Here is a 20,274-nt window from a genome sequence, read left to right on the forward strand (position 1 = left end):
AGAAATGGCTTATGAACGAGTGGGCAAATGTTAATTTTCAAGGGGAATTGGAGCGGATCCAGCAATCCTTTGGCTTTGATTTTGTTGGAATCGCGCTAATACAGTCGCCGGATCGGAATTTTGAATTGAGATGGACGAATGTAGTGGGCAATCGGAGTGAGCGTTATCGGCGAATTGTTTTACAATCGGGAAAAGGAGTCGCCGGTTTGGTGTTCAAAACAGGAAAACCAATCTATGTTGGAGATGCTGAGACGGATTTGAGTCCGGACGATCTGTTCAATTATCCAATCATCATGACGGAAAAATTGAAAAGCTTCGGTGCAGTACCGCTTTATAAGTACAATCGGGTGAAAGGTGTATTGCTCGTTGGATTCCGGGCGAAACGAAAACTGACAGAAACGATTTTCGAGCAATTCAAGGAGACAATCAAAGACGGCTTTGGCCCATTTTATGACAAGGAGATGGTGAAAGAATGAAGCGGAACGGTGAAAGCAGCGTCATGAATTTATTGACAAAGCTATACGCTAATTCAGACGAAATCATCTTCTTTTTTGATCGCGATGGCAAGGTTTTATCAATGAATCGGGCAGCTGAGGAAATTTTGGCGGATGATGTTTATGAGCAGATGATGGCGGGAAGCACGAAAGCGATTTGCCGTACATGCAAAGGGTATACGAGTACAGATGAATTGCAGACGTGCCTATCCTGTTATATGTCGAATCCGGAAGAAGATATTAGCTCTTTCCAAGTATATTTCGATACGAAAGGGAAAGGGGTCATCCCTTATTCGGCAAGCATCCAGACGATAGATCCTGAAACAGGCATCCGTGTGTTCATGTTAAGGGACTTGACGCGCCAATATAAGACGCAAGAAGAGCTAAATCAGAAGTTGATGATGAAGCAGATCATTAAGGCGCAGGAAAATGAGCGAAAGCGTATTTCCCGAGAGCTCCATGATAGTGTAGCGCAAGAAATGCTTAGCTCACTCGTTGATTTGCGAGTTTTGAAATATATGAATGTAGAAGCAGACGTACTGAAAAAACTTCAACAAGCAGAAGGCTCTCTTATGCGATTGTTGGACGACATTCGCCATATGTCCGTGGAACTGAGGCCGGCAACGCTTGATGATCTTGGATTGATGGCCGCATTTCGGACCCATTTTAAGTGGATAGAGAAAAACTATGGAGTTGTCGTTCATTTCAATCCGGAGCTTGAAGCGAAACGTTATAACGGAGAAGTTGAAACGGTTGTCTATCGAGTTTGCCAGGAGGCAGTTTTGAATGCGCTGAAATATGCCGGAGTAGATGAAATTGTCGTTAGGTTGTACGAGGCGGATCATATGCTCCATTTACTTGTCATAGATGAGGGAGTAGGATTCGAGATTGACAATAATGCCCCTAAAGGGACAGGTTTGGGACTTTATGGCATGAAGGAACGAGCTGATTTAGTGGAGGCAAATTTGCAAATCCGTTCGGAAATTGGTAAAGGAACGATTGTGCAGTTGGATGTTCCTTTGCGATAGCAAATGCCGATCGATAGTTAAATAGGTTCTTAATAAATGCTGGGCTGACTAAATGAATTTGAAGGAGAATAAAAGAGTGAAGATCATTATCGCTGACGATCATGCAGTCGTTCGCAGTGGTTTCATGCATATTTTGAACTTTCAAAGTGACATGGATGTCGTGGCGACCGCGGCGGATGGACTAGAGGCATATGACCAAGTTGCCAAGCACCGGCCGGACATACTGCTAATGGATTTAAGCATGCCACCCGGCGAAAGCGGTCTCATTGCGACAGGGAAAATTAGAGAGGATTTTCCTGAAACAAAAATTGTTATTTTAACGATGTATGATGACGAAGAATATTTATTCCATGTCCTAAAAAACGGGGCTTCGGGCTATGTCCTAAAAAACTCCCCCGACGAAGAGCTGCTAAAGGCAATCAGGACTGTTTACGACGGAGGCACTTACATCCATCCATCGATGGCCACCTCCCTCGTACGACAATTCGTAACGAAGGATGATAAGGAAATCGAGACGGACCCTTATAAAATCCTCTCCCGACGCGAAATTGAAATTTTACCTTTAGTTGCGAAGGGCTATGGCAATAAAGAGATAGCCGAAATGCTATACATTTCTGTGAAAACTGTAGAGGCTCATAAGTCGAAAATTATGGAAAAACTCAATTTGAAAAGCAGGCCGGAACTTGTGGAATATGCGTTGAGAAAGAAGTTCCTGAACTTCTGAAAGAGGTGTTTCAGTTTGACGACGGAAAATACAGTTCAATTTGATTTGCCCGCATTGCGGGTATTAGAGAACGAACACCAATACTTGTCCTATTTAATGGATCAATGGCATCCGATCGTCTTAGGATTTGAAAGGTATATTTATACAGAAGAGGAGGCCCGCGAAGCATTATCAACATTGCGGCGGCTCATCGTCGACTTCATTGAGCCTTTCAAAAACCATACAGACAAAGAGGAAGAGTTCTTATTTCCAATGCTATCCAAATACATCGGAGACGAGCAAGGCCCAGTTCTTGCGGTCGAGGAAGAACATGAAGAAATCGATGCCTACATCGGACATTTCCTCCACCACACAATGGGCGACTTGCAGGAACTCACGTTGCAAGACATGAAAGACGTCGTAAAGGACGCAGGCGAAGCATTCGAAGTCATTACCGTACACTTCGTCAAAGAGCAATCGATCATCTTTCCGATGGTCATAAACATTTTACGAATCCAAGAACAAGACCAGTTATTTGAAGAATTGTATACACCGATTGTTGAGATAGGTAAGTAAAATGCTATGATTCATTCATTTGAGCATTATCGGGAAAAGAATTTCTTAGTCAAGATGATCTATTAATGAGTGGATTGAAGTGGAAAGCGGCGAAAGGCCAAGCTCTGCCACAAGCTTCGCATTTGTTTGCAACAGTCGTTCTTCTTTACGTCTTTTCCAGCTGTACCTTGAAAGGGGCGAAGCGGCTCGGTGCTTGCACGCGGAAAACGTCCGCCGGGAACGGAAATTAATAGTATTCGATCTTGTTGTAAAAACAAGTGATTCATTATAATTACTCACTACTTTCAGAATGGACTGATCGACATGATAAAAAAAGCGCAGTTGCCATTACAGACAGCCAACTTAGTCATTGGCTTCATGGTATGGGTATTATTATCCTCCTTATTGCCTTTCATTACCGAAGACATATCCATACCGCCTGAAAGATTAGCGATAGTAACAGCTGTACCCGTAGTGTTAGGTTCTGTTTTGCGTATTCCGTTAGGCTATTATGCAAACATTTTAGGAGCAAGAATTATATTCATCATCAGCTTCATCTTGCTTCTCTTTCCAGTGTACTACATAAGTGAAACATCCTCATTCACCGGATTAATTATCGGTGGTACGTTCCTTGGAATCGGGGGAGCAATCTTCTCAGTAGGGGTAACGTCGCTGCCAAAATACTATCCAAAAGAGAAGCATGGTCTCGTAAACGGCATTTACGGGATGGGGAATATCGGAACCGCCGTATCGACATTTGCCGCTCCTGTAGTTGCAACGCAAATTGGCTGGTCGATGACTGTCAAGCTATACCTTATCCTATTGTTAGTGTTTGCTGCTTTAAACTTCATTCTCGGAGATCGCCAAGAAGTGAAAGTGAAGACGCCGATCGTCGAGCAGATTAAAGGTGTCTATAAAAATGAAAAGCTTTGGTTTTTCTCGCTGTTCTATTTCATCACTTTCGGTTCGTTCGTCGCGTTTACAGTTTTCCTTCCGAACTTCTTAGTAACGTATTTCGAACTGGAAAAAGTGGACGCTGGAATGCGGACAGCTGGCTTCATAGTCGTTGCAACATTATTGCGTCCGGTAGGCGGATGGCTTGCCGATAAATTCCAACCTTTGTTCCTCCTAATGGGCTGCTTTGCAGGCTTGACGATTGCTGCCATTTTATTAGCGTTTTCACCGGAGATCGGCCTATACACAATTGGCAGTATGCTTATCGCAACAACTGCTGGAATTGGAAATGGCGTCATATTCAAGTTAGTGCCCTTCTATTTTAATAAGCAAGCCGGAATCGTCAATGGGATTGTCTCAATGATGGGAGGGCTTGGCGGATTTTTTCCTCCGTTGCTTCTTTCGACAATCCACTCAATGACAGGTTCTTACTCTATCGGATTTATGGCATTTTCACAGGTGGCACTCGTCAGCCTCGTATTCGTTGTCTGGCTTTACTACATGGACCGTGTTGCATTAGCGAAAGATGTTTTCGACTCAACGGGCCAAGGAATTTTAGTAACAGATGATAAAGGAAAGATTTTATCGGTCAACCCTGCATTTACGCAATTGACAGGTTATACTGAAGAGGAAGTTATCGGCAGCAACCCGAACCTTCTAAGTTCGGGAAGGCAATCGAAGCAATTTTACACGACGATGTGGAGCATTATTGGAGAACAAGGTGCATGGCAAGGTGAAATATGGAATAAGAAGAAAAACGGCGAAGAGTATTTGGAATTGCTGACGATCAATGAAGTGCGAAACAGTTCCGGAGAAATCGAGCGTTATGTCGGAACTTTCAGCGATATTACACCTTCGCATGAAGAGGGCAGACGATCATAACGATCGGAAGCCCTCGCTTCATTTGAAAAATGAACGGATGTGTGCGAATTGGACAATAGATATTCACGGCAAACACTTTTCAAACCGATCGGGGAAAAAGGACAGAAAAAATTAGGAAAAGCGCATGTTGTCATAATCGGCTGTGGCGCTTTAGGATCGCCGATTGCAGAAACACTCGTAAGGGCTGGAGTTGGCAAGCTGACAATCGCGGATAGAGACTATGTCGAAGCTTCCAACTTGCAAAGGCAACAGTTATTCACGGAGCAGGACGCAATAGAACAAATACCGAAAGTCGTCGCTGCGGAGCGTAGATTAAAGGCGATTCGGCAAGATGTCCAGCTTCGTATGATACTTGATCATGTTGATGGGCCGTTGCTTGAGTCGATTGTCGAGGACGCAGATTTGATAATGGATGCAACAGATAATTTTGAGACAAGGCTTTTAATGAATGACATGGCTTGGAAAAAAGGGATTCCATGGATTCACGGTGCATGTGTCGGAAGTTCGGGGACTGTCTTTTCTTTCATTCCCGGAAAAACCCCTTGTTTTCGATGTTTGTTGCCTTCACTTCCCTCTGTGAATGAAACATGCGACACTGCAGGCATTATTGCGCCAGCAGTGCAAATTGTTGCTGCGAGGCAAACTGCAGAAGCGCTTAAATTTCTGACCGGTAATGAAGAGGCCATGATGACGAAGCTACTCCACTTCGATGTTTGGAATACTACGCAAGTAGAGGCAGGAATTTCGAGGCTTCAAAAAGAGAACTGCGCCACTTGCGGCGAAGCACCGACATATCCTGCGATCTATGAACCGGAGGAAACAGACTACGCTGTTCTTTGTGGTAGAAATGCAGTCCAAGTTGTGCCAGATCGTGATAGAACATTAACGATTCAGGATGGAGTGCGAATTGCTGAACAATTAAATATGCCGTATAAAGAGACACCGTTTTTCGTAGAGTTCCAAGCAGAAGGCTACCGTTATGTTTTGTTCGGCAATGGCAGATTGCTTATACATGGATTGAAGGATAGGCAAGAGGGAAGGAAGCTTTACCATCAATATTTCGGTTAACTTTAGGCAACAACAATGAAAAAAGGAGGAGCATCATTGTCTCATTTAGAGAATACGGTGAAAAAGCCGGTTGCTATTTGTATCTTAACGGTAAGTGATACGCGCACGATGGAGAACGATAAAAGCGGCGCGACGATTAAGCGGATGGCTGAAGCAGAGGGACATTCGATCGTAGACTATCGAATTTCCACAGATGATCCGTCACAAATTAGCAAACACCTACAAGAATGGCTGAAGCAGTCTACAGTAGAAGCAATCATTTTGACTGGCGGTACGGGCATTAGTCATCGGGATCAGACGATTGAAACGGTAACTCCGTATTTTACGAAGCCTTTGGATGGTTTTGGAGAGCTGTTCAGGTTTTTAAGCTATTCGGAGGATGTCGGATCGAAGGCGCTTTTGAGCCGGGCTGTTGCGGGTGCAATCCATGAGAAAGTTTTATTCGCATTGCCCGGCTCTTCGAAAGCGGTTGAATTAGGCATGAGGAAATTAATATTGCCTGAGCTGCACCATATTGTGCGTGAACTGACGAAGCATTTGGACTGATCGATTAAGTTGTCCGCTCAAAATCGCCATTTTTGCCTCCGGTTTTCTTTTGTAGCATCGTTTGGCCAATGACCATTTCTTTGCCGGCAGCTTTGCACATATCGTATATCGTAAGGGCGGCCGCAGTAGCAGCGGTTAGCGCTTCCATTTCGACACCGGTGACACCTTTCGTCTTCACTTCGGCTTGTATAAGCACTTCATAATGATTGGATGTTTCATCTATGTTCCACTCAAAATGGACATCTACGCCTGTAAGTGGAATCGGATGGCACATCGGAATGATAGAGGATGTATTTTTCGCTGCCATAATAGCAGCGACTTGCGCGACGGCAAAAACATCACCTTTTTTATTTGTCCCTTCGGTAATTTGCGAATGGATATCTTGATTGACGATAATGGAAGAAGTGGCGATCGCTGTTCTCGTCGTTACCGCTTTATCGGAAACGTCGACCATTTTAGCCCTTCCTTGTTCATTGAAATGCGTTAGTTCAGACACTAGATTCATCCCCTTTAAGTATTTGGTTCAAGAAGCAGTTCGGAAATCAACATGCGCTTATTGGAGCTGGTGCTCGGCACTTGTTCATTAAATTATATCAGAAGATGGGAGTCGATTCGCTTGGTGGAAATGAGAAAACCGATTCCGGTCGATGAGGCAGTTCGTGCAGTGATGGAACATGCTTCATCTACTGGAATAGAAACGGTTAAATTGGATGAAGCGTATGGAAGGGTGCTTGCAGAGCCGATCATAGCTAAACACGATGTACCGCCTTTTGATCGATCGCCGTATGATGGGTTTGCAATTCGGTCAGTAGATTCAGCCGGTGCATCCGGTAACAATCGGGTTCCTTTTTCAGTCATTGGAGAAATAGGAGCCGGCCAAGTTGCGCAAAAGCCGATCGGTGAAAAGGAAGCATATCGAATTATGACGGGGGCACAATTGCCTGAAGATGCAGATACAGTCGTCATGTTTGAACAAACGACCGAGCTGGATGGCGGTTTTACAATAAGAAAGCCGTTTGAAGCAGGGGAGAATGTTTCGTTCAAGGGAGAGGACGCAAAAGAAGGCGAGTTGCTTATTGAAGCTGGCTCATTGATCCATCCAGGGACGGTCGCGTTGTTGGCTACGTTTGGCTATGCACAACTTACAGTCGGGAAGAGGCCGGTCGCTGGCATACTCTCAACAGGAACGGAATTGTTGGATGTAGCAGATGAATTAGTTCCTGGGAAAATTCGCAACTCGAACGGCCCGATGATTGAAGCGCAGTTAAAAAGGATGGGGATTGAATGCCGTTCCTACGGGATGGCAGCGGATGAGTTGGATACATGTACGGCAATTGTCGAGCAGGCGTTAAGCGAAGTGGATTTCATTATTACAACAGGTGGCGTATCTGTCGGAGATTACGACTATTTACCTGCGATTTATGAGCGGCTTGGTGCAACCGTGCTGTTCAATAAAGTAGCGATGCGTCCTGGTAGCGTGACGACTGTGGCTGTTTTGAATGGCAAGTTGCTGTTCGGTTTATCCGGCAATCCATCTGCTTGCTTCACTGGGTTTGAATTGTTTGTAAGGCCTGCAATTCTAAAGATGATGGGCTGCAATGCGCCTTACATGCCTAAGATGTCAGCGGTTCTATGGGAGGACTTTACGAAACCGAATCCGTTCACGCGTTTTATCCGTGCAACGTGGGAATTTAGAGATGGGAAGGTAATCGCATTGCCCGCGGGATTCAATAAGTCGAATGCCGTCTCCTCAATTGCGAGAGGGAATTGCTTAATCGTTTTGCCAAGTGGAACGAGAGGATATGAGAAAGGCGCTGTCGTTGATCTTTTGCTTATCGGAAGTGAGACTGGCGTTCAGGAGTGGACAGTATGAAGACCCTCCATATCGTCGGCTATAAAAATAGCGGAAAGACGACGTTAATTGCGCGGTGGGTCCGTTTATTGAAGGAAAGAGGTTTATCCGTCTCCGTTTTGAAACATCACGGCCACGGGGGGAAACCACAAATGCCTGATGGAAACACTGACACGATGCAATTTTTGTATGAAGGTGCCGATGCGGCAGCAGTAGCCGGCGGAGGGGCAGTGCAATTCATTTGGAATGAAGAGCCTAATTTCCATAAGCTGAAGGAAATCGCTTCGATCGGTAAACCAGATGTTTTATTAATTGAAGGATATAAACAGGAAAAAGGAGATAAAGTGCTGCTGCTGCGGGACAGATCAGATTGGGAGACGCTTTGTGATCTAGAGGGGATTCGCTTGTTAGTCGGATGTCCCGAAATAGCAGGTGAAGTGAGCCATATTCGAAGCAGAGAAGAAATTGAGGCAATCGATTGTTGGTTTTTAGAGTGGATTGGAAAGGATGATAGCAATGAAACCGTTTGAAATAGTAGAAGAACCGATTGATATTCAAAAATATGCGGATTATGTGTTGCATCCGTCTGCGGGAGCCGTCACGATTTTCACTGGCAATGTCCGTGAATGGACGCATGGTGTACGAACGCTCTACTTGTCGTATGAGGCATACGTTCCGATGGCTGAAAAGAAATTGGCGGAGATCGGCAAGGAAATGGAAGAGAAGTGGCCAGGTATCCGTGTGGCAATTGCCCACCGGATCGGGGAACTGCAAATTTCTGACATCGCTGTCGTCATAGCTGTTGCCTCTCCTCATAGGAAGTCCGCTTACGAGGCGAATGAGTATGCGATCGATCGAATAAAAGAAGTTGTGCCTATATGGAAGAAAGAAATTTGGGAAGACGGCGAAGAATGGATTGGTTCACAGAAAAAATATCCTGAAAGTGGGGTTACGCAACAATGATTAAGCTGCATTATTTTGCGCGGTTAAGGGAATTGACAGGAAAAGGCGAAGAAATGTTGGAACGGGATGAAATAACGGTTCGAGAATTGTTGGAATGGGCAGAAACGACATATCCCGGCTTTGGTGCTGATTATGTCCAAGTCGCTGTCAATGAAGAGTATACATTATTGGATGACATCATTCAGTCCGGTGATGTTTGTGCGTTCATTCCTCCAGTGAGTGGAGGCTAATGAAGACTGCCGGCATTCTTTTAGCAGGCGGTTTGTCAAGACGATTTGGTTCTCCAAAGGCTTTTGCATCGTGGCAAGGCCGTCAATTTTATGAACGTTCAATTGATGCGATTGGGCAGCTTTGCGAAGAACTTGTTATCGTTACGCGACAAGAATTGGTCGATCGATTTCCAAAAGAGCTCCACGTAGTGACGGATATTGAGCCATTCGTCGGAGATGGCCCACTAGCAGGGATATTATCCGGAATGGAAGCTATTGAAGCAGATCGTTACATCGTCTTGCCTTGCGACATGCCATTCACAACAGAAGAGGTCATGAGAGAATTAATAAGACGGCATCATGGTGGTGTAACTGCCGTCGAAGTAGATGGAAAACGCCACCCGCTCTGTTCGATTTGGGATGCTTCTGTTAAGAAAGGGCTTCGAAACGCACTTGAAAATGGCCAGCGAAGAGTAATGATTGTCCAAGAAAATCATGGCGTTCGATGGATAGATGGCCACGAATTGACGAAAAATGCTCGAATATCATTTGAGAATGTAAATACACCGGACATCTTGGAGAGGAGCTGAGGAAAGATGAATCCGATTGTTGATAAATTAGGGCGCCCGATTAGAGATCTCAGAATCTCGGTGACGGACCGCTGTAATTTCCGTTGCACGTACTGTATGCCGAAGGAGATTTTCGGAGATGATTACGTGTTTTTGCCGAGGAGTGAGCTATTGTCATTCGAGGAGATTGAGCGCTTTGCACGGTTGTTTGCTTCTTTAGGCGTGAAGAAGCTTCGGGTAACCGGCGGAGAACCGCTCATGAGACGCAATATGCCGGAATTGATTGCGAAGTTGACGTCGGTCGACGGTATTGAGGATATCGGATTGACGACGAATGGCGTATTGTTGGGACAGTATGCGCAACCGTTGTATGATGCAGGTTTGCGCCGATTGAATATGAGCCTCGATGCATTGGATCCTCAAATTTTTGGCGAAATGAACGGCAGGGGCATTAAACCGGGTCTAATCCTCTCCAATATCGATCGGGCTAAAGAGATCGGTTTTACGATCAAAATTAATATGGTCGTGAAAAAGGGCGTAAATGAAAGTGAAATTTTACCAATGGCTTCCTACTTTAAAGAGCGGGGCATTAGTTTACGGTTTATCGAATTTATGGATGTCGGCAATGACAACGGGTGGAGCTTTGATAGCGTTGTGACGAAACAAGAAATCTATGGCATGCTGAAGGGTCAATACGAACTGGAGCCTACGGAAGAAGCATATTTCGGGGAAGTTGCCAAGCGTTATCGTTATGTGGATAATGGGGCAGAAGTAGGTTTCATTACATCGGTATCGGAATCATTTTGCTCATCATGCACGCGCGCAAGATTGTCTTCTGACGGAAAGCTTTACACTTGCTTGTTTGCTTCAGAAGGGTTTGATTTGCGAGAGCTGGTCCGCGGCGGTAAAACAGATGAGGAACTGCTGCAGGAAATTATCGCGGTATGGGAACGGAGAGGAGATCGTTATTCTGACGAACGGACAGAACAGACGGTGAAAAATAAAAAGAAAATTAATATGAGTTATATTGGCGGTTGAAGAAAGACGGTATTGAAATTAAAAAAACTGAACCCAAGCATGCATTGAGATAAGCATGCTTGGGTATTTTTGTTTTTAATCGCGATACCCGACGTTCGCCCGAACAGTAACTTCGGCATATTTCTTCTCGTCGGTGCTTTTTGATAGCAGCGTTCCTACAATCCCACCTATAAATCCAAGCGGAACAGAAATAATTGCCGGATTTGTTAGTGGGAAAATTGGGTCTCCTACGAAAATTGCAGCCCCTTCAACCGGAGATAAGACATTAGGGCTCAAAGCAACGAGTATCAAAGACGAGACAAGACCAGAGATCATTGCTGTCATTGCACCTGCTGTGTTGAAGCGTTTCCAATAAATCGTATAAAGAATGACTGGCAAGTTTGCGCTTGCCGCAACACAGAATGCAAGGGAAACAAGGAATGCAACATTCATTGATTGTGCAAATAGTGCTAACAAGATGGAGAAGACGGATACCCAAAGTGATGCCTGGCGAGCAGCTTTAATCTGTTGTTTCTCAGTAATATTTCCTTTTTTAATAATTTGACCGTAAATATCATGCGCAAATGCAGAAGCTCCTGTTAAAACAAGTCCTGCAACGACAGCTAAAATGGTGGCGAAAGCAACCGCAGAAACGAATGACATGAGCAAGTCCCCACCTAATGCTTCTGCCAATAGTGGTGCAGCCATGTTTCCTGCAGCATTTGCTCCGACGATGACATCATGTCCAACGAAAGCAGCAGCGCCGAAGCCTAAGAAGATCGTTAAAATGTAGAAAATACCAACGATCCAAGTTGCAGTGACAACCGAGCTGCGTGCTGTTTTCGCATCTTTTACGGTAAAGAAGCGCATAAGAATATGCGGAAGGCCTGCAGTTCCTAACACTAACGCAATCATGAGCGAAATCGTATCAAGCGGAACTGTGTACTTCAATCCTGGTTGAAGGAATGCCTCACCGTGCTCGGTAGCGGTTTTCATTTCTGTAAACATATGTGCAATATTGAAATCAAAACGTGCGAATACAAGAACTGCGATAATGACAGTTCCGAGCATAAGCAATACAGCTTTGACAATTTGAACCCAGCTTGTCGCTGTCATTCCGCCAAATAATACATAGATAGTCATCATGACACCGACAATTAGAACGGCAATCCAATAATCGATGCCGAATAATAATTGAATGAGTGCGCCTGCTCCAACAAGTTGAGCAATCATATAAAAGACAACAATTGTAATGGTGCTAAGTGCGGCCGCGGCGCGGACTTTTTTTGCATCGAAACGGGAGTTGATCATATCCGCCAGCGTATACTTGCCAAGATTCCGCAACGGTTCTGCTACTAAGAACATAACGACCAAGTAGGCAATTAGAAAACCGATGCTGTAGAAGAAACCATCAAAACCGAATAATGCAATCATTCCTGCAATCCCAAGGAAAGAGGCTGCCGATAAATAGTCCCCTGCGATTGCTAAACCATTTTGCCATCCGGTTAATCCGCCGCCCGCTGTGTAAAATTCTCCGGCAGTTTTTGTTCTTTTTGCTGCATAGTAAGTAATGAACAAAGTTAGTATAACGATTGATAGAAATAGAATGATCACTGTGGGGCTCATCGGCTTTCCTCCTTGATTTCCGATTCGATGATGTCATTTGCATCTTTATCGAATGATTGAAATTTTTTCACGTAAACGATGCAAAGCACCCATGCCATAATAAATTGTGCAGTAGCATAAATCCACGCCCAAGAAATGTCACCGATTGCTGTCTTTTCAAGGATGTTTGTGTAAGAAGTTAAAATGGGTAGCATGAAGTAAAAAATAAGAAAAAAGATACTCATTGGAACGATGAACTTGGCTTTTTTAGAGGTTAACGCCTTAAATTTTTGACTTGCCGCGACTTTTTCAAAATTGACCCCACTTTGTGACGTTGTAATGTTCGAGTCTGTTTGTTGAGCAATTGACTCATTCTCTTTGTAAACGCTTTCAACTTTCAAGAATAATACGCCCCCTTTTAATGACAAAATGTTCAAAAAGATGTGTATAGTCTACCTCTTTTAAACGAAATATTCAAAAGTTTTTTTCTCCTTATATCTAGAATGGTTCTTTAGTCTCTCAATTTCATAGTCTGTATTTAGTCTATTAGAGTAGAGGAGGAACAGGCGATAGATTTATTTCATAAAATAGTTTACGTAAACAGTTTTGCTCTTTAAATAAAAAATCCGACCATTTCCCTCCGCATTGACGTTTTTAAAAATGAGCTGTATGCTAGTTCGGAAAGAGCGACAAAACAAGTTCTGTGGATGAGATCTGTCCGTTTTGCCGATAAGTTAGAGAAAGTAGGCGATATGAATGAAAAGGATCATTCAACTCATCTTCATCTTCCTATTCTATTTTCTTGGTGAAGGAATACAACGATGGACTGGATTGCCCATTCCAGGCAGTATGATCGGTTTATTACTGTTGTTGATTTTTTTAATAGTATTCAAGGATGCCAGTGTAAGCACTCATACTGAAGGAGCGCAAATTTTAGTTCGGCATTTTACATTATTTTTTATCCCTGCAACCGTTGGGATTATTTTGTATTTGAATTTATTTAAAACGTGGAATGCGGTTTCAGTGCTAACAACAATGATGAGCAGTTTTCTGACGATTGCAGTGACTGCATTTAGTGTACAATGGTTCATCCGAAGGAGGGAGAGCCGATGAGTTCCGTTTGGATATGGCTATTCGGATTGTTGATTACAGCGGGAACTTATTGGGGAGCGCTTAAGCTTTATGCCGTGTACCATAAGCCATTTATGATGCCATTGATTCCTTCGACGATCGTAATTATTCTTTTTCTTTTACTTTTTAACATTCCGTATGACCAATATATGAAAGGAGCTGAAGTATGGAATTTTTTATTAGGTCCTGCTGTTGTTGCACTGGCATATCCGCTGTATTTTAATTTGCCGACTGTGAAAAAGTTTTTATGGCCTATTTTATTTGGTGTCATTGGAGGAGCGGCGTTTGGCTTATTCAGCGGATATTATTTAAGTTTACTTTTTCAAGTCGACCCGGAAGTTGCGCGTTCCATCATACCGAAAAATGCAACTACGCCAATTGCGATTGAAATATCCAAGTCAATCGGGGGAATCCCATCGTTGACTGTCGTGTATGTGATGGTGACAGGTATTTTTGGAGCAGTGTTTGGTGTACCGATATTGAATTTTTTGAAGGTTTTCCATCCGGTTGCAAGGGGATTGTCAATCGGTATTGCCTCCCACGGAATCGGTACAGCGAAAATGTTTGAAATGAGTAACGAAGAAGGTTCGATAAGTACAGTCGCGTATATATTAACCGCAATTTTCATAACGTTTTTATGCCCGTTACTTTTTTAAAGGAAGTGCTTTGCATCTGTTTTTTGATGCGAGGCATTTTTATAAGTCGTGTATCTCTTCCATGAATTAATTGCTGGATGACAGAATTGTGATACTATTTTAGTAGTGTAGGATTTATCTCTCTTTTTATTCGCACGATGAGGCGAGTTAAGTGCATTCGATCATATGATGTATGTGAGGATGGAAGGGCTTTATGCGTGGGGAATAAGGGTTTAAACGTTTTGCGGGGGGTATGAGTTTGTGATTGTAGTTTATTCCTTTATTGGGGGATTTATGAGCTTGGACTTGGGTTCTGGCGTTTGTAGAATAAATGATGCCTTCAATGAAGGGAAGCCATCCTGCTGATTGGATGGCTTCGTGTTATTGTTTTTCCATGAAGGAGGCGATTGCCTCGTTGACGAAATAGGCGCCTAATTTTTGTGTGCGGCCATTTTCATCGACGGCAGGATTCACTTCGCTTATGTCGAATGAAACCGTCTTTGGGTGTCCGGCAACTTTTCGTATGATCGTACGGACTATTAAAGGGGATAGACCGAACGGTGACGGGGCACTGACGCCAGGTGCGAATGCGGCATTTACTACGTCTGTGCATAATGTGAGCAATACTGCATCTTGTTGTTCGATGAATTCTTCCAATGTAGTAAGGACGTTATCTAGATTGCTGTCAGTCATACGATCTTCGTACTCATAGAGCACTCCTAATTTATCTGCTCGATCGAATAGTTCTTGCGTATTGCCAAATCGTTGAATGCCGGCGACGAAATAGTTCGCATGTTCGTCATGCTCCAATATTTGCCTGAACATTGTCCCGGATGAAGGCTGCTCGTCATACGGCCGCAAGTCAAAATGGGCATCGATATTGACGATTCCAATCGAAGCATTTTGTCCAAATGCATCGCGGATGCCTAAATAATGGCCATAAGCAGTTTCATGCCCTCCGCCTAATATAATCGGCGTTGCACCGGAGGATAAGATCGTACTAACGGCATGTCCTAAGTTTTGCTGGGCTGTTTCCATGTCGCCGTCCGTGCAGGAAATGGTACCTGTATCGAGCAGTTTTTTTGATTCGGGAAATTTCCAAGGAAGCTTTGCCAATTCAGTTCTCAAAGCGTCGGGGGCTTTCGCTGCGCCTAATCTTCCTTTATTGCGACGGACACCTTCTTCACAGGAGAACCCTATAATTGCACAAGTTTCATTGCAATGTTTTAGCTGATCAAGCGGTGCGAGTTCGACAATTTGATGGTAGCGGAAGCTTGCCCGGTCATCTGCATCATCGATTCTGCCTGTCCAAACGGATTGGTTAAATTCCAATTCAATCATCCTTTCTGCAAGACTCCTATATTTCAGTATATAGTTTGGATTCGAAAAATTACAATAGAACGATAGAAAAGGGGTGGCAGTCCATGCATGTAGCTTTGCTCATCCAAGATCCGCTTGAAGCACAAGGGTTGAAATGGCTTCTTACATCGCAATGGAACGATGTGACTGTAGAAATTGTGGAACCAATAGACATTTTAAAAGACGCCTATTTGTGCATTATTGATATGCATTATGTGATGTCGGGAGAAGTGGAGCCACCGGAACATATTCATTGGATCGGCATATCGTCTGATCGGACTTTTCAAACAGTCTATAAGGCGCTTTCATGCAAGGCGGAGGATGTGCTGTTTCGGCCGTTTCAACCGGAGCGTTTATTGAAACAAGTGCAGCAAATGAGGTTTCGATGGAGAAATGAGTCAGAGCAATTAAGAGGCCAAGCATCGTCAAATGAAGAGATGGTTTCTTATGAAGATTTGCTTGTAGGAAATGCTGTTCCGGATAGGCCGGTGACAGTCAGTTTGATTGCACCGTCACAAATTGATGAAATTTCTAATCTCGTCCGTGAAATGAAGAATTTCGATTTCCCGGATCGTTACCGCGTTTTTCCGTTTTCCGATTTTTTGTTTACGATTCATTATTCGCAGGAAGAGGAGCCATTGAGGGAAGCTTACAGCATATTTTTTTCAAATTATAAACGTCAGTCGGATGCTTTATTGACGATTTATTTGCATACAGATAACGGTCAGAGTAATTATCGTGACCTTTATCAAAAGTTGCGCAAGGTGCAAGAAGGAATTTTCTATGACGGATACGATATTTTGTCAATTGTGAAAGAAGAGCTTAAATGGCGTGAAATGGATCCGTTTTTATCTCCATCAGAACAAGAACGATGGGTGGAAATGTTAGAAAAGAGACAGGCTGTTCAAATACGTGAATGGATGGAGAAGGATTTTTTAGCACTATCACCGCCCTTCCCGGATCCTGAAATGATACGTGTGCGATTGACGAGCATTTTAGCGCAAATCAGGAGGTATATGATTGCTCATGCTTATCAGACGCCTTCATTGGAAGCTGCATATCATTCCCTTTTTGAAACGATTATTCGGGAGAGGGTTATGTACCAAATTATCCAGCTGTTCCTATCGTTTGTAAATAAGCTTTTAGAACAGTCGGAACAACAGGCTGCCAATGAAAACCGAATCGTTGATAAAGTACGGGAGCTTATGAAGGAGAATTTTCGGAATGCTTCATGGGGGATGGAAGCTTGTGCTGAAGAATTGGATATTCATAAAAACACATTGAGCCGAAAGTATTCGACAGAAGCAGGTGAATCATTTAGCAAGTCGTTATTGAAAATAAAATTAAATGAAGCGGAAAGACTTTTGAAAAAAACGGATCTGTCCATCGAGGAAGTCTCCCGGGCGGCAGGTTTCACTTATGCAACCTACTTTAGCAAATGCTTCAAAGAGGAAAATGGCATGGCTCCTTATCGTTATCGAAAATTGCAAGGCAGCAGAAAAAAATAACGAATTTAAGCGTAACGGCGATCATTCGTCTGTTATGCTTTTTTGTTTGGAACGTTAAATATATTGAAGAAAAGTATAATTCATAGATGGAAAGAATGAAAAAAGAGTTGCAAAAATATAAAAAAGAGAAAAATGTATAAAATGTTCTCTGAATCTTTCCTATAGAATGAAAGTAAGGAAAGGGAGGTAGTTGAAATGAAAGCGGATACAATGGAGAAGGTTGTTCAATACAGAGGTACTGAATTGCATACGAAAGGCTGGCAGCAGGAAGCTGCATTAAGGATGTTAATGAATAATTTGCATCCAGATGTGGCGGAGCATCCTGAAAAATTAGTCGTCTATGGGGGAATTGGGAAAGCTGCTCGGAATTGGGAAAGCTTCGATGCAATTGTTCGCTCGTTGAAAGAATTAGAGAATGATGAAACATTGTTAGTGCAATCCGGAAAGCCAGTTGTCATTTTCAAGACGCATGCCAATGCACCGCGGGTTTTGATTGCCAATTCGAATATTGTTCCGGCATATGCCAATTGGGATACATTTCATGGGCTGGATAAGAGAGGCTTAATGATGTACGGGCAAATGACAGCGGGTAGTTGGATTTACATTGGTTCGCAAGGAATTGTGCAAGGAACTTATGAAACGTTTGCAGAGCTTGCAAAACAGCATTTTGGCGGTTCGTTGCAAGGGACAATTACAGTAACCGCGGGCCTTGGCGGTATGGGAGGCGCTCAACCGTTAGCCGTGACGATGGCGGGCGGCGTTTGCATTGGAATTGAAGTTGACGAGACGAGAATCGACCGCAGAATTGAAACCCGCTATACAGATATTAAAACGGATTCATTGGATGAAGCGATTCGGCTTGCTGAAGAAGCGAAAGCAGAAGGGAAAGCATTGTCGATTGGTTTATTGGGCAATGCATCCGATATTTTACCGGAGATGATCGTTCGAGGATTCAATCCGGATGTCTTGACTGACCAAACATCGGCGCATGACCCGTTGAACGGATATATACCATCAGGCATGTCTTTGACGGAAGCTGAAGAATTGCGTAAAGCAGATCCGGATGAATATGTGAAACGTTCAAAAGCAGCGATGGCAAAACATGTGCAAGCGATGATTGACATGATGGATAAAGGGGCGGTCACTTTTGACTACGGCAATAATATACGGCAAGTAGCGAAGGATGAAGGCGTGGCACGCGCATTTGACTTCCCGGGATTTGTGCCAGCCTATATCCGGCCGCAATTTTGCGAAGGAAAAGGACCGTTCCGCTGGGTTGCTTTATCGGGGGACCCAGAAGACATACGGAAAACAGATGAAGTCATTTTACGTGAATTTAGCGATAATACACATCTTTGTAATTGGATTAAAATGGCTCAGGAAAAAATTCAATTCCAAGGCTTGCCATCCCGCATTTGTTGGTTAGGGTATGGAGAACGCGCACGTTTCGGGAAAATCATTAATGATATGGTCGCAAGCGGCGAGTTAAGCGCACCAATCGTTATCGGCCGCGACCATCTGGATTCTGGATCCGTCGCTTCGCCGAACCGCGAAACGGAAGCGATGAAGGATGGTTCTGATGTCGTATCCGATTGGCCAATATTGAACGCGATGATTAACGCGGTAGGCGGTGCAACATGGGTGTCCGTGCATCATGGCGGCGGTGTCGGCATGGGTTACTCCCAACACGCTGGAATGGTAATTGTTGCAGATGGAACGAAAGAAGCGGAAGAGCGGCTTGAACGAGTGTTAACGACAGACCCGGGGATGGGCATTGCGCGCCACGTCGATGCAGGCTATGACTTGGCCATTCAAACGGCGAAAGAAAAAGGGGTTCGCATCCCGATGATGGAAGGTGGAAATTCTTGAATAACGTATGGATTAAACATGCAGCACAACTTGTAACAATTGCCGGTGATAATGCGCCGCGGAAGCGTGAGGGAATGTCGGAGTTAGGCATAATTGAGGATGGCAGCGTCTGGATAGAAGATGGCAAAATTGCGGCAGTAGGTACAACTGCAGAATTAGAGCGCATTTATCGGGAACGTGCGGGAGAAGCAGAAGTTGTCGATGCGACGGGAAAGCTTGTTACGCCAGGTCTCGTTGACCCTCATACACATGTCGTCTATGGAGGAAGCCGTGAGCGAGAATTTGAAATGCGCCTTGAAGGTGCAACGTATATGGATATTATGAATGCGGGCGGAGGCATCCATGCGACAACAAGGATGACTCGTGAGGCGACGGAAGAGGAATTGATTGAGCAAACTACGCGAAGATTGGACTCGTTTTTGAAGCATGGCGTAACGACTGTTGAAGGGAAAAGCGGATACGGACTTGATTTGGAAACGGAATTGAAGCAGCTGCGCGCCATGAAGCGTCTGAATGAATCGCATCCGATCGACTTAGTGCCGACTTTCATGGCGGCTCATGCGGTGCCGCAAGAATATAAAGGCAAGGAAGAAGAATATATTGATCGTATCATTGATGATATGCTTCCAGTCGTTGCAGAAGAGAAGCTTGCCGTTTTCAATGATGTGTTTTGTGAAGTTGGAGTATTTACGCCCGATCAGTCAGAGCGTATTTTAGAAGCGGGAAAAGAACATGGTTTAATCCCTAAAATTCATGCGGATGAAATCGAATCTTATGGGGGCGCGGAACTTGCCGCGAAGGTTGGTGCGATTTCAGCTGAACATTTATTGAAAGCATCAGATAAAGGAATCGAAAAGATGGCAGAAGCGGGTGTCATCGCTTGTTTATTGCCGGCGACTGCATTGTACTTGCGTGAAGAAGCTGCAAAGGGCCGGAAGATGATCGATGCAGGCGTAGCTGTCGCAATTTCCACAGATTGCAATCCGGGTTCATCTCCGACAACATCGATGCCGCTAGTTATGAATCTAGCGTGCATTTCCATGCGGATGACACCGGCAGAAGCAATTGTTGCGGCGACAATCAATGCAGCATGCGCTATCGGCAAGCAAGACGAAGTCGGCTCATTAGAAGTCGGTAAGTTGGGCGATGCTGTCATTTGGAATGTAGCAAACTATCAAGAGCTTCAATATTTGTTTGGTGTGAATCACGTTGGTCAAGTTTTGAAAAAAGGGAAACGGGTTGTAGGGTAAGTGATTGCCGGGAATGAAAAGCATTTGGCTTCATTCCCGGCTTTTCAAAAGAGTTTGCCATACGCTATTTTTTCATA

The 20,274-nt window shown here is 44.1% G+C and carries 23 protein-coding genes; 19 read left to right on the top strand and 4 right to left on the bottom strand.

All coding sequences use genetic code 11. The annotated features are described in order from the left end of the window. The first annotated feature begins 11 nt into the window (after nt 1-11). The 8 genes from ACFQ38_RS07275 to ACFQ38_RS07310 all read left to right on the top strand — a co-directional run bounded on the left by ACFQ38_RS07275 (nt 12) and on the right by ACFQ38_RS07310 (nt 6,230). Nucleotides 12-476 (top strand): GAF domain-containing protein, encoded by a 465-nt coding sequence (locus ACFQ38_RS07275; protein ID WP_381480228.1) that lies wholly within the window; start codon nt 12-14, stop codon nt 474-476. Further along, a complete protein-coding gene (locus ACFQ38_RS07280) occupies nt 473-1,522 on the top strand; it encodes an ATP-binding protein (RefSeq protein WP_381480229.1) in 1,050 nt (349 codons plus the stop codon). Before ACFQ38_RS07275 ends, ACFQ38_RS07280 begins: the two co-directional genes overlap by 4 nt. A 76-nt stretch (nt 1,523-1,598) precedes the next feature. After that, the gene (locus ACFQ38_RS07285; RefSeq protein ID WP_336823515.1) at nt 1,599-2,246 is read left to right on the top strand and encodes a response regulator transcription factor; all 648 of its coding nucleotides are present in this window, start codon (nt 1,599-1,601) and stop codon (nt 2,244-2,246) included. 15 nt (nt 2,247-2,261) lie between these two features. Then, the gene (locus tag ACFQ38_RS07290) at nt 2,262-2,801 is read left to right on the top strand and encodes a hemerythrin domain-containing protein (protein WP_381480230.1); all 540 of its coding nucleotides are present in this window, start codon (nt 2,262-2,264) and stop codon (nt 2,799-2,801) included. Nucleotides 2,802-2,866: 65 nt separating this feature from the next. After that, the gene (locus ACFQ38_RS07295) at nt 2,867-3,031 is read left to right on the top strand and encodes a hypothetical protein (protein WP_381480231.1); all 165 of its coding nucleotides are present in this window, start codon (nt 2,867-2,869) and stop codon (nt 3,029-3,031) included. Nucleotides 3,032-3,104: 73 nt separating this feature from the next. Continuing rightward, nucleotides 3,105-4,616: a nitrate/nitrite transporter gene (locus tag ACFQ38_RS07300; RefSeq protein WP_381480232.1), complete on the top strand. Its 1,512-nt coding sequence runs from the start codon at nt 3,105-3,107 to the stop codon at nt 4,614-4,616. 48 nt (nt 4,617-4,664) lie between these two features. Beyond that, on the top strand, nt 4,665-5,684 hold the full coding sequence (locus tag ACFQ38_RS07305) for a ThiF family adenylyltransferase (protein WP_381480233.1): 1,020 nt from the start codon (nt 4,665-4,667) through the stop codon (nt 5,682-5,684). 36 nt (nt 5,685-5,720) lie between these two features. Then, complete coding sequence (locus ACFQ38_RS07310) at nt 5,721-6,230, top strand: MogA/MoaB family molybdenum cofactor biosynthesis protein (RefSeq protein WP_336823510.1); 510 nt, start codon at nt 5,721-5,723, stop codon at nt 6,228-6,230. A 4-nt stretch (nt 6,231-6,234) separates the two neighbouring features. Here the strand turns inward: ACFQ38_RS07310 and moaC are convergent, their stop codons facing one another. After that, entirely contained in the window at nt 6,235-6,726 is a 492-nt protein-coding gene (gene moaC, locus ACFQ38_RS07315; protein WP_381480234.1) for a cyclic pyranopterin monophosphate synthase MoaC, read from the bottom strand. A gap of 120 nt (nt 6,727-6,846) precedes the next feature. Here moaC and ACFQ38_RS07320 point away from each other — a divergent pair, with 120 nt between their 5' ends. Genes ACFQ38_RS07320 through moaA form a run of 6 tightly spaced genes read left to right on the top strand, consistent with a single transcriptional unit; the run spans nt 6,847 to nt 10,861 of the window. Then, the gene (locus ACFQ38_RS07320) at nt 6,847-8,103 is read left to right on the top strand and encodes a molybdopterin molybdotransferase MoeA (RefSeq protein WP_381480235.1); all 1,257 of its coding nucleotides are present in this window, start codon (nt 6,847-6,849) and stop codon (nt 8,101-8,103) included. Beyond that, a complete protein-coding gene (gene mobB, locus ACFQ38_RS07325; RefSeq protein ID WP_381480236.1) occupies nt 8,100-8,612 on the top strand; it encodes a molybdopterin-guanine dinucleotide biosynthesis protein B in 513 nt (170 codons plus the stop codon). The genes ACFQ38_RS07320 and mobB overlap by 4 nt, the downstream gene beginning before the upstream one ends. Next, on the top strand, nt 8,599-9,045 hold the full coding sequence (locus tag ACFQ38_RS07330) for a molybdenum cofactor biosynthesis protein MoaE (protein WP_381480238.1): 447 nt from the start codon (nt 8,599-8,601) through the stop codon (nt 9,043-9,045). Before mobB ends, ACFQ38_RS07330 begins: the two co-directional genes overlap by 14 nt. After that, entirely contained in the window at nt 9,042-9,275 is a 234-nt protein-coding gene (gene moaD / locus ACFQ38_RS07335; protein ID WP_381480239.1) for a molybdopterin converting factor subunit 1, read from the top strand. Before ACFQ38_RS07330 ends, moaD begins: the two co-directional genes overlap by 4 nt. Beyond that, the gene (mobA, locus tag ACFQ38_RS07340) at nt 9,275-9,844 is read left to right on the top strand and encodes a molybdenum cofactor guanylyltransferase (protein WP_381480240.1); all 570 of its coding nucleotides are present in this window, start codon (nt 9,275-9,277) and stop codon (nt 9,842-9,844) included. The genes moaD and mobA overlap by 1 nt, the downstream gene beginning before the upstream one ends. A 6-nt stretch (nt 9,845-9,850) precedes the next feature. After that, nucleotides 9,851-10,861: a GTP 3',8-cyclase MoaA gene (moaA, locus tag ACFQ38_RS07345; RefSeq protein WP_336823503.1), complete on the top strand. Its 1,011-nt coding sequence runs from the start codon at nt 9,851-9,853 to the stop codon at nt 10,859-10,861. 75 nt (nt 10,862-10,936) lie between these two features. Here moaA and ACFQ38_RS07350 read toward each other — a convergent pair whose 3' ends face one another. After that, on the bottom strand, nt 10,937-12,466 hold the full coding sequence (locus ACFQ38_RS07350; protein ID WP_336824311.1) for a solute symporter family protein: 1,530 nt from the start codon (nt 12,464-12,466) through the stop codon (nt 10,937-10,939). Continuing rightward, on the bottom strand, nt 12,463-12,846 hold the full coding sequence (locus ACFQ38_RS07355) for a DUF485 domain-containing protein (RefSeq protein WP_336824312.1): 384 nt from the start codon (nt 12,844-12,846) through the stop codon (nt 12,463-12,465). The genes ACFQ38_RS07350 and ACFQ38_RS07355 overlap by 4 nt, the downstream gene beginning before the upstream one ends. 355 nt (nt 12,847-13,201) lie before the next feature. Between ACFQ38_RS07355 and ACFQ38_RS07360 the strand changes: the two genes are divergently transcribed. Both ACFQ38_RS07360 and ACFQ38_RS07365 read left to right on the top strand, forming a co-directional pair. Continuing rightward, on the top strand, nt 13,202-13,558 hold the full coding sequence (locus ACFQ38_RS07360; protein ID WP_336824313.1) for a CidA/LrgA family protein: 357 nt from the start codon (nt 13,202-13,204) through the stop codon (nt 13,556-13,558). Continuing rightward, nucleotides 13,555-14,232, top strand: coding sequence for an LrgB family protein (locus ACFQ38_RS07365; protein WP_336824314.1), 678 nt, complete (start codon nt 13,555-13,557; stop codon nt 14,230-14,232). Before ACFQ38_RS07360 ends, ACFQ38_RS07365 begins: the two co-directional genes overlap by 4 nt. Nucleotides 14,233-14,592: 360 nt before the next feature. Here ACFQ38_RS07365 and hutG read toward each other — a convergent pair whose 3' ends face one another. Then, complete coding sequence (hutG, locus tag ACFQ38_RS07370; RefSeq protein ID WP_381480241.1) at nt 14,593-15,552, bottom strand: formimidoylglutamase; 960 nt, start codon at nt 15,550-15,552, stop codon at nt 14,593-14,595. A gap of 83 nt (nt 15,553-15,635) precedes the next feature. Here hutG and ACFQ38_RS07375 point away from each other — a divergent pair, with 83 nt between their 5' ends. From ACFQ38_RS07375 to hutI, 3 genes are all read left to right on the top strand, one after another. Next, nucleotides 15,636-17,078 (top strand): helix-turn-helix domain-containing protein, encoded by a 1,443-nt coding sequence (locus ACFQ38_RS07375; RefSeq protein ID WP_381480243.1) that lies wholly within the window; start codon nt 15,636-15,638, stop codon nt 17,076-17,078. Nucleotides 17,079-17,273: 195 nt separating this feature from the next. Beyond that, on the top strand, nt 17,274-18,947 hold the full coding sequence (hutU, locus tag ACFQ38_RS07380) for a urocanate hydratase (RefSeq protein WP_381480244.1): 1,674 nt from the start codon (nt 17,274-17,276) through the stop codon (nt 18,945-18,947). Continuing rightward, nucleotides 18,944-20,197, top strand: coding sequence for an imidazolonepropionase (hutI, locus tag ACFQ38_RS07385; RefSeq protein ID WP_381480245.1), 1,254 nt, complete (start codon nt 18,944-18,946; stop codon nt 20,195-20,197). Before hutU ends, hutI begins: the two co-directional genes overlap by 4 nt. The last annotated feature ends 77 nt before the right edge of the window (nt 20,198-20,274 follow it).

The organism is Sporosarcina contaminans, assembly GCF_042679045.1.
Classification (GTDB): domain Bacteria; phylum Bacillota; class Bacilli; order Bacillales_A; family Planococcaceae; genus Sporosarcina; species Sporosarcina contaminans.

Coding starts and splice junctions, on each gene's coding strand:
- ACFQ38_RS07275 (WP_381480228.1), top strand. CDS start 12: ATGAACGAGTGGGCAAATGTTAATTTTCAAGGGGAATTGGAGCGGATC.
- ACFQ38_RS07280 (WP_381480229.1), top strand. CDS start 473: ATGAAGCGGAACGGTGAAAGCAGCGTCATGAATTTATTGACAAAGCTA.
- ACFQ38_RS07295 (WP_381480231.1), top strand. CDS start 2,867: ATGAGTGGATTGAAGTGGAAAGCGGCGAAAGGCCAAGCTCTGCCACAA.
- ACFQ38_RS07300 (WP_381480232.1), top strand. CDS start 3,105: ATGATAAAAAAAGCGCAGTTGCCATTACAGACAGCCAACTTAGTCATT.
- mobB (WP_381480236.1), top strand. CDS start 8,100: ATGAAGACCCTCCATATCGTCGGCTATAAAAATAGCGGAAAGACGACG.
- ACFQ38_RS07330 (WP_381480238.1), top strand. CDS start 8,599: ATGAAACCGTTTGAAATAGTAGAAGAACCGATTGATATTCAAAAATAT.
- moaD (WP_381480239.1), top strand. CDS start 9,042: ATGATTAAGCTGCATTATTTTGCGCGGTTAAGGGAATTGACAGGAAAA.
- mobA (WP_381480240.1), top strand. CDS start 9,275: ATGAAGACTGCCGGCATTCTTTTAGCAGGCGGTTTGTCAAGACGATTT.
- moaA (WP_336823503.1), top strand. CDS start 9,851: ATGAATCCGATTGTTGATAAATTAGGGCGCCCGATTAGAGATCTCAGA.
- ACFQ38_RS07350 (WP_336824311.1), bottom strand. CDS start 12,466: ATGAGCCCCACAGTGATCATTCTATTTCTATCAATCGTTATACTAACT.
- ACFQ38_RS07360 (WP_336824313.1), top strand. CDS start 13,202: ATGAAAAGGATCATTCAACTCATCTTCATCTTCCTATTCTATTTTCTT.
- ACFQ38_RS07365 (WP_336824314.1), top strand. CDS start 13,555: ATGAGTTCCGTTTGGATATGGCTATTCGGATTGTTGATTACAGCGGGA.
- hutG (WP_381480241.1), bottom strand. CDS start 15,552: ATGATTGAATTGGAATTTAACCAATCCGTTTGGACAGGCAGAATCGAT.
- ACFQ38_RS07375 (WP_381480243.1), top strand. CDS start 15,636: ATGCATGTAGCTTTGCTCATCCAAGATCCGCTTGAAGCACAAGGGTTG.
- hutU (WP_381480244.1), top strand. CDS start 17,274: ATGAAAGCGGATACAATGGAGAAGGTTGTTCAATACAGAGGTACTGAA.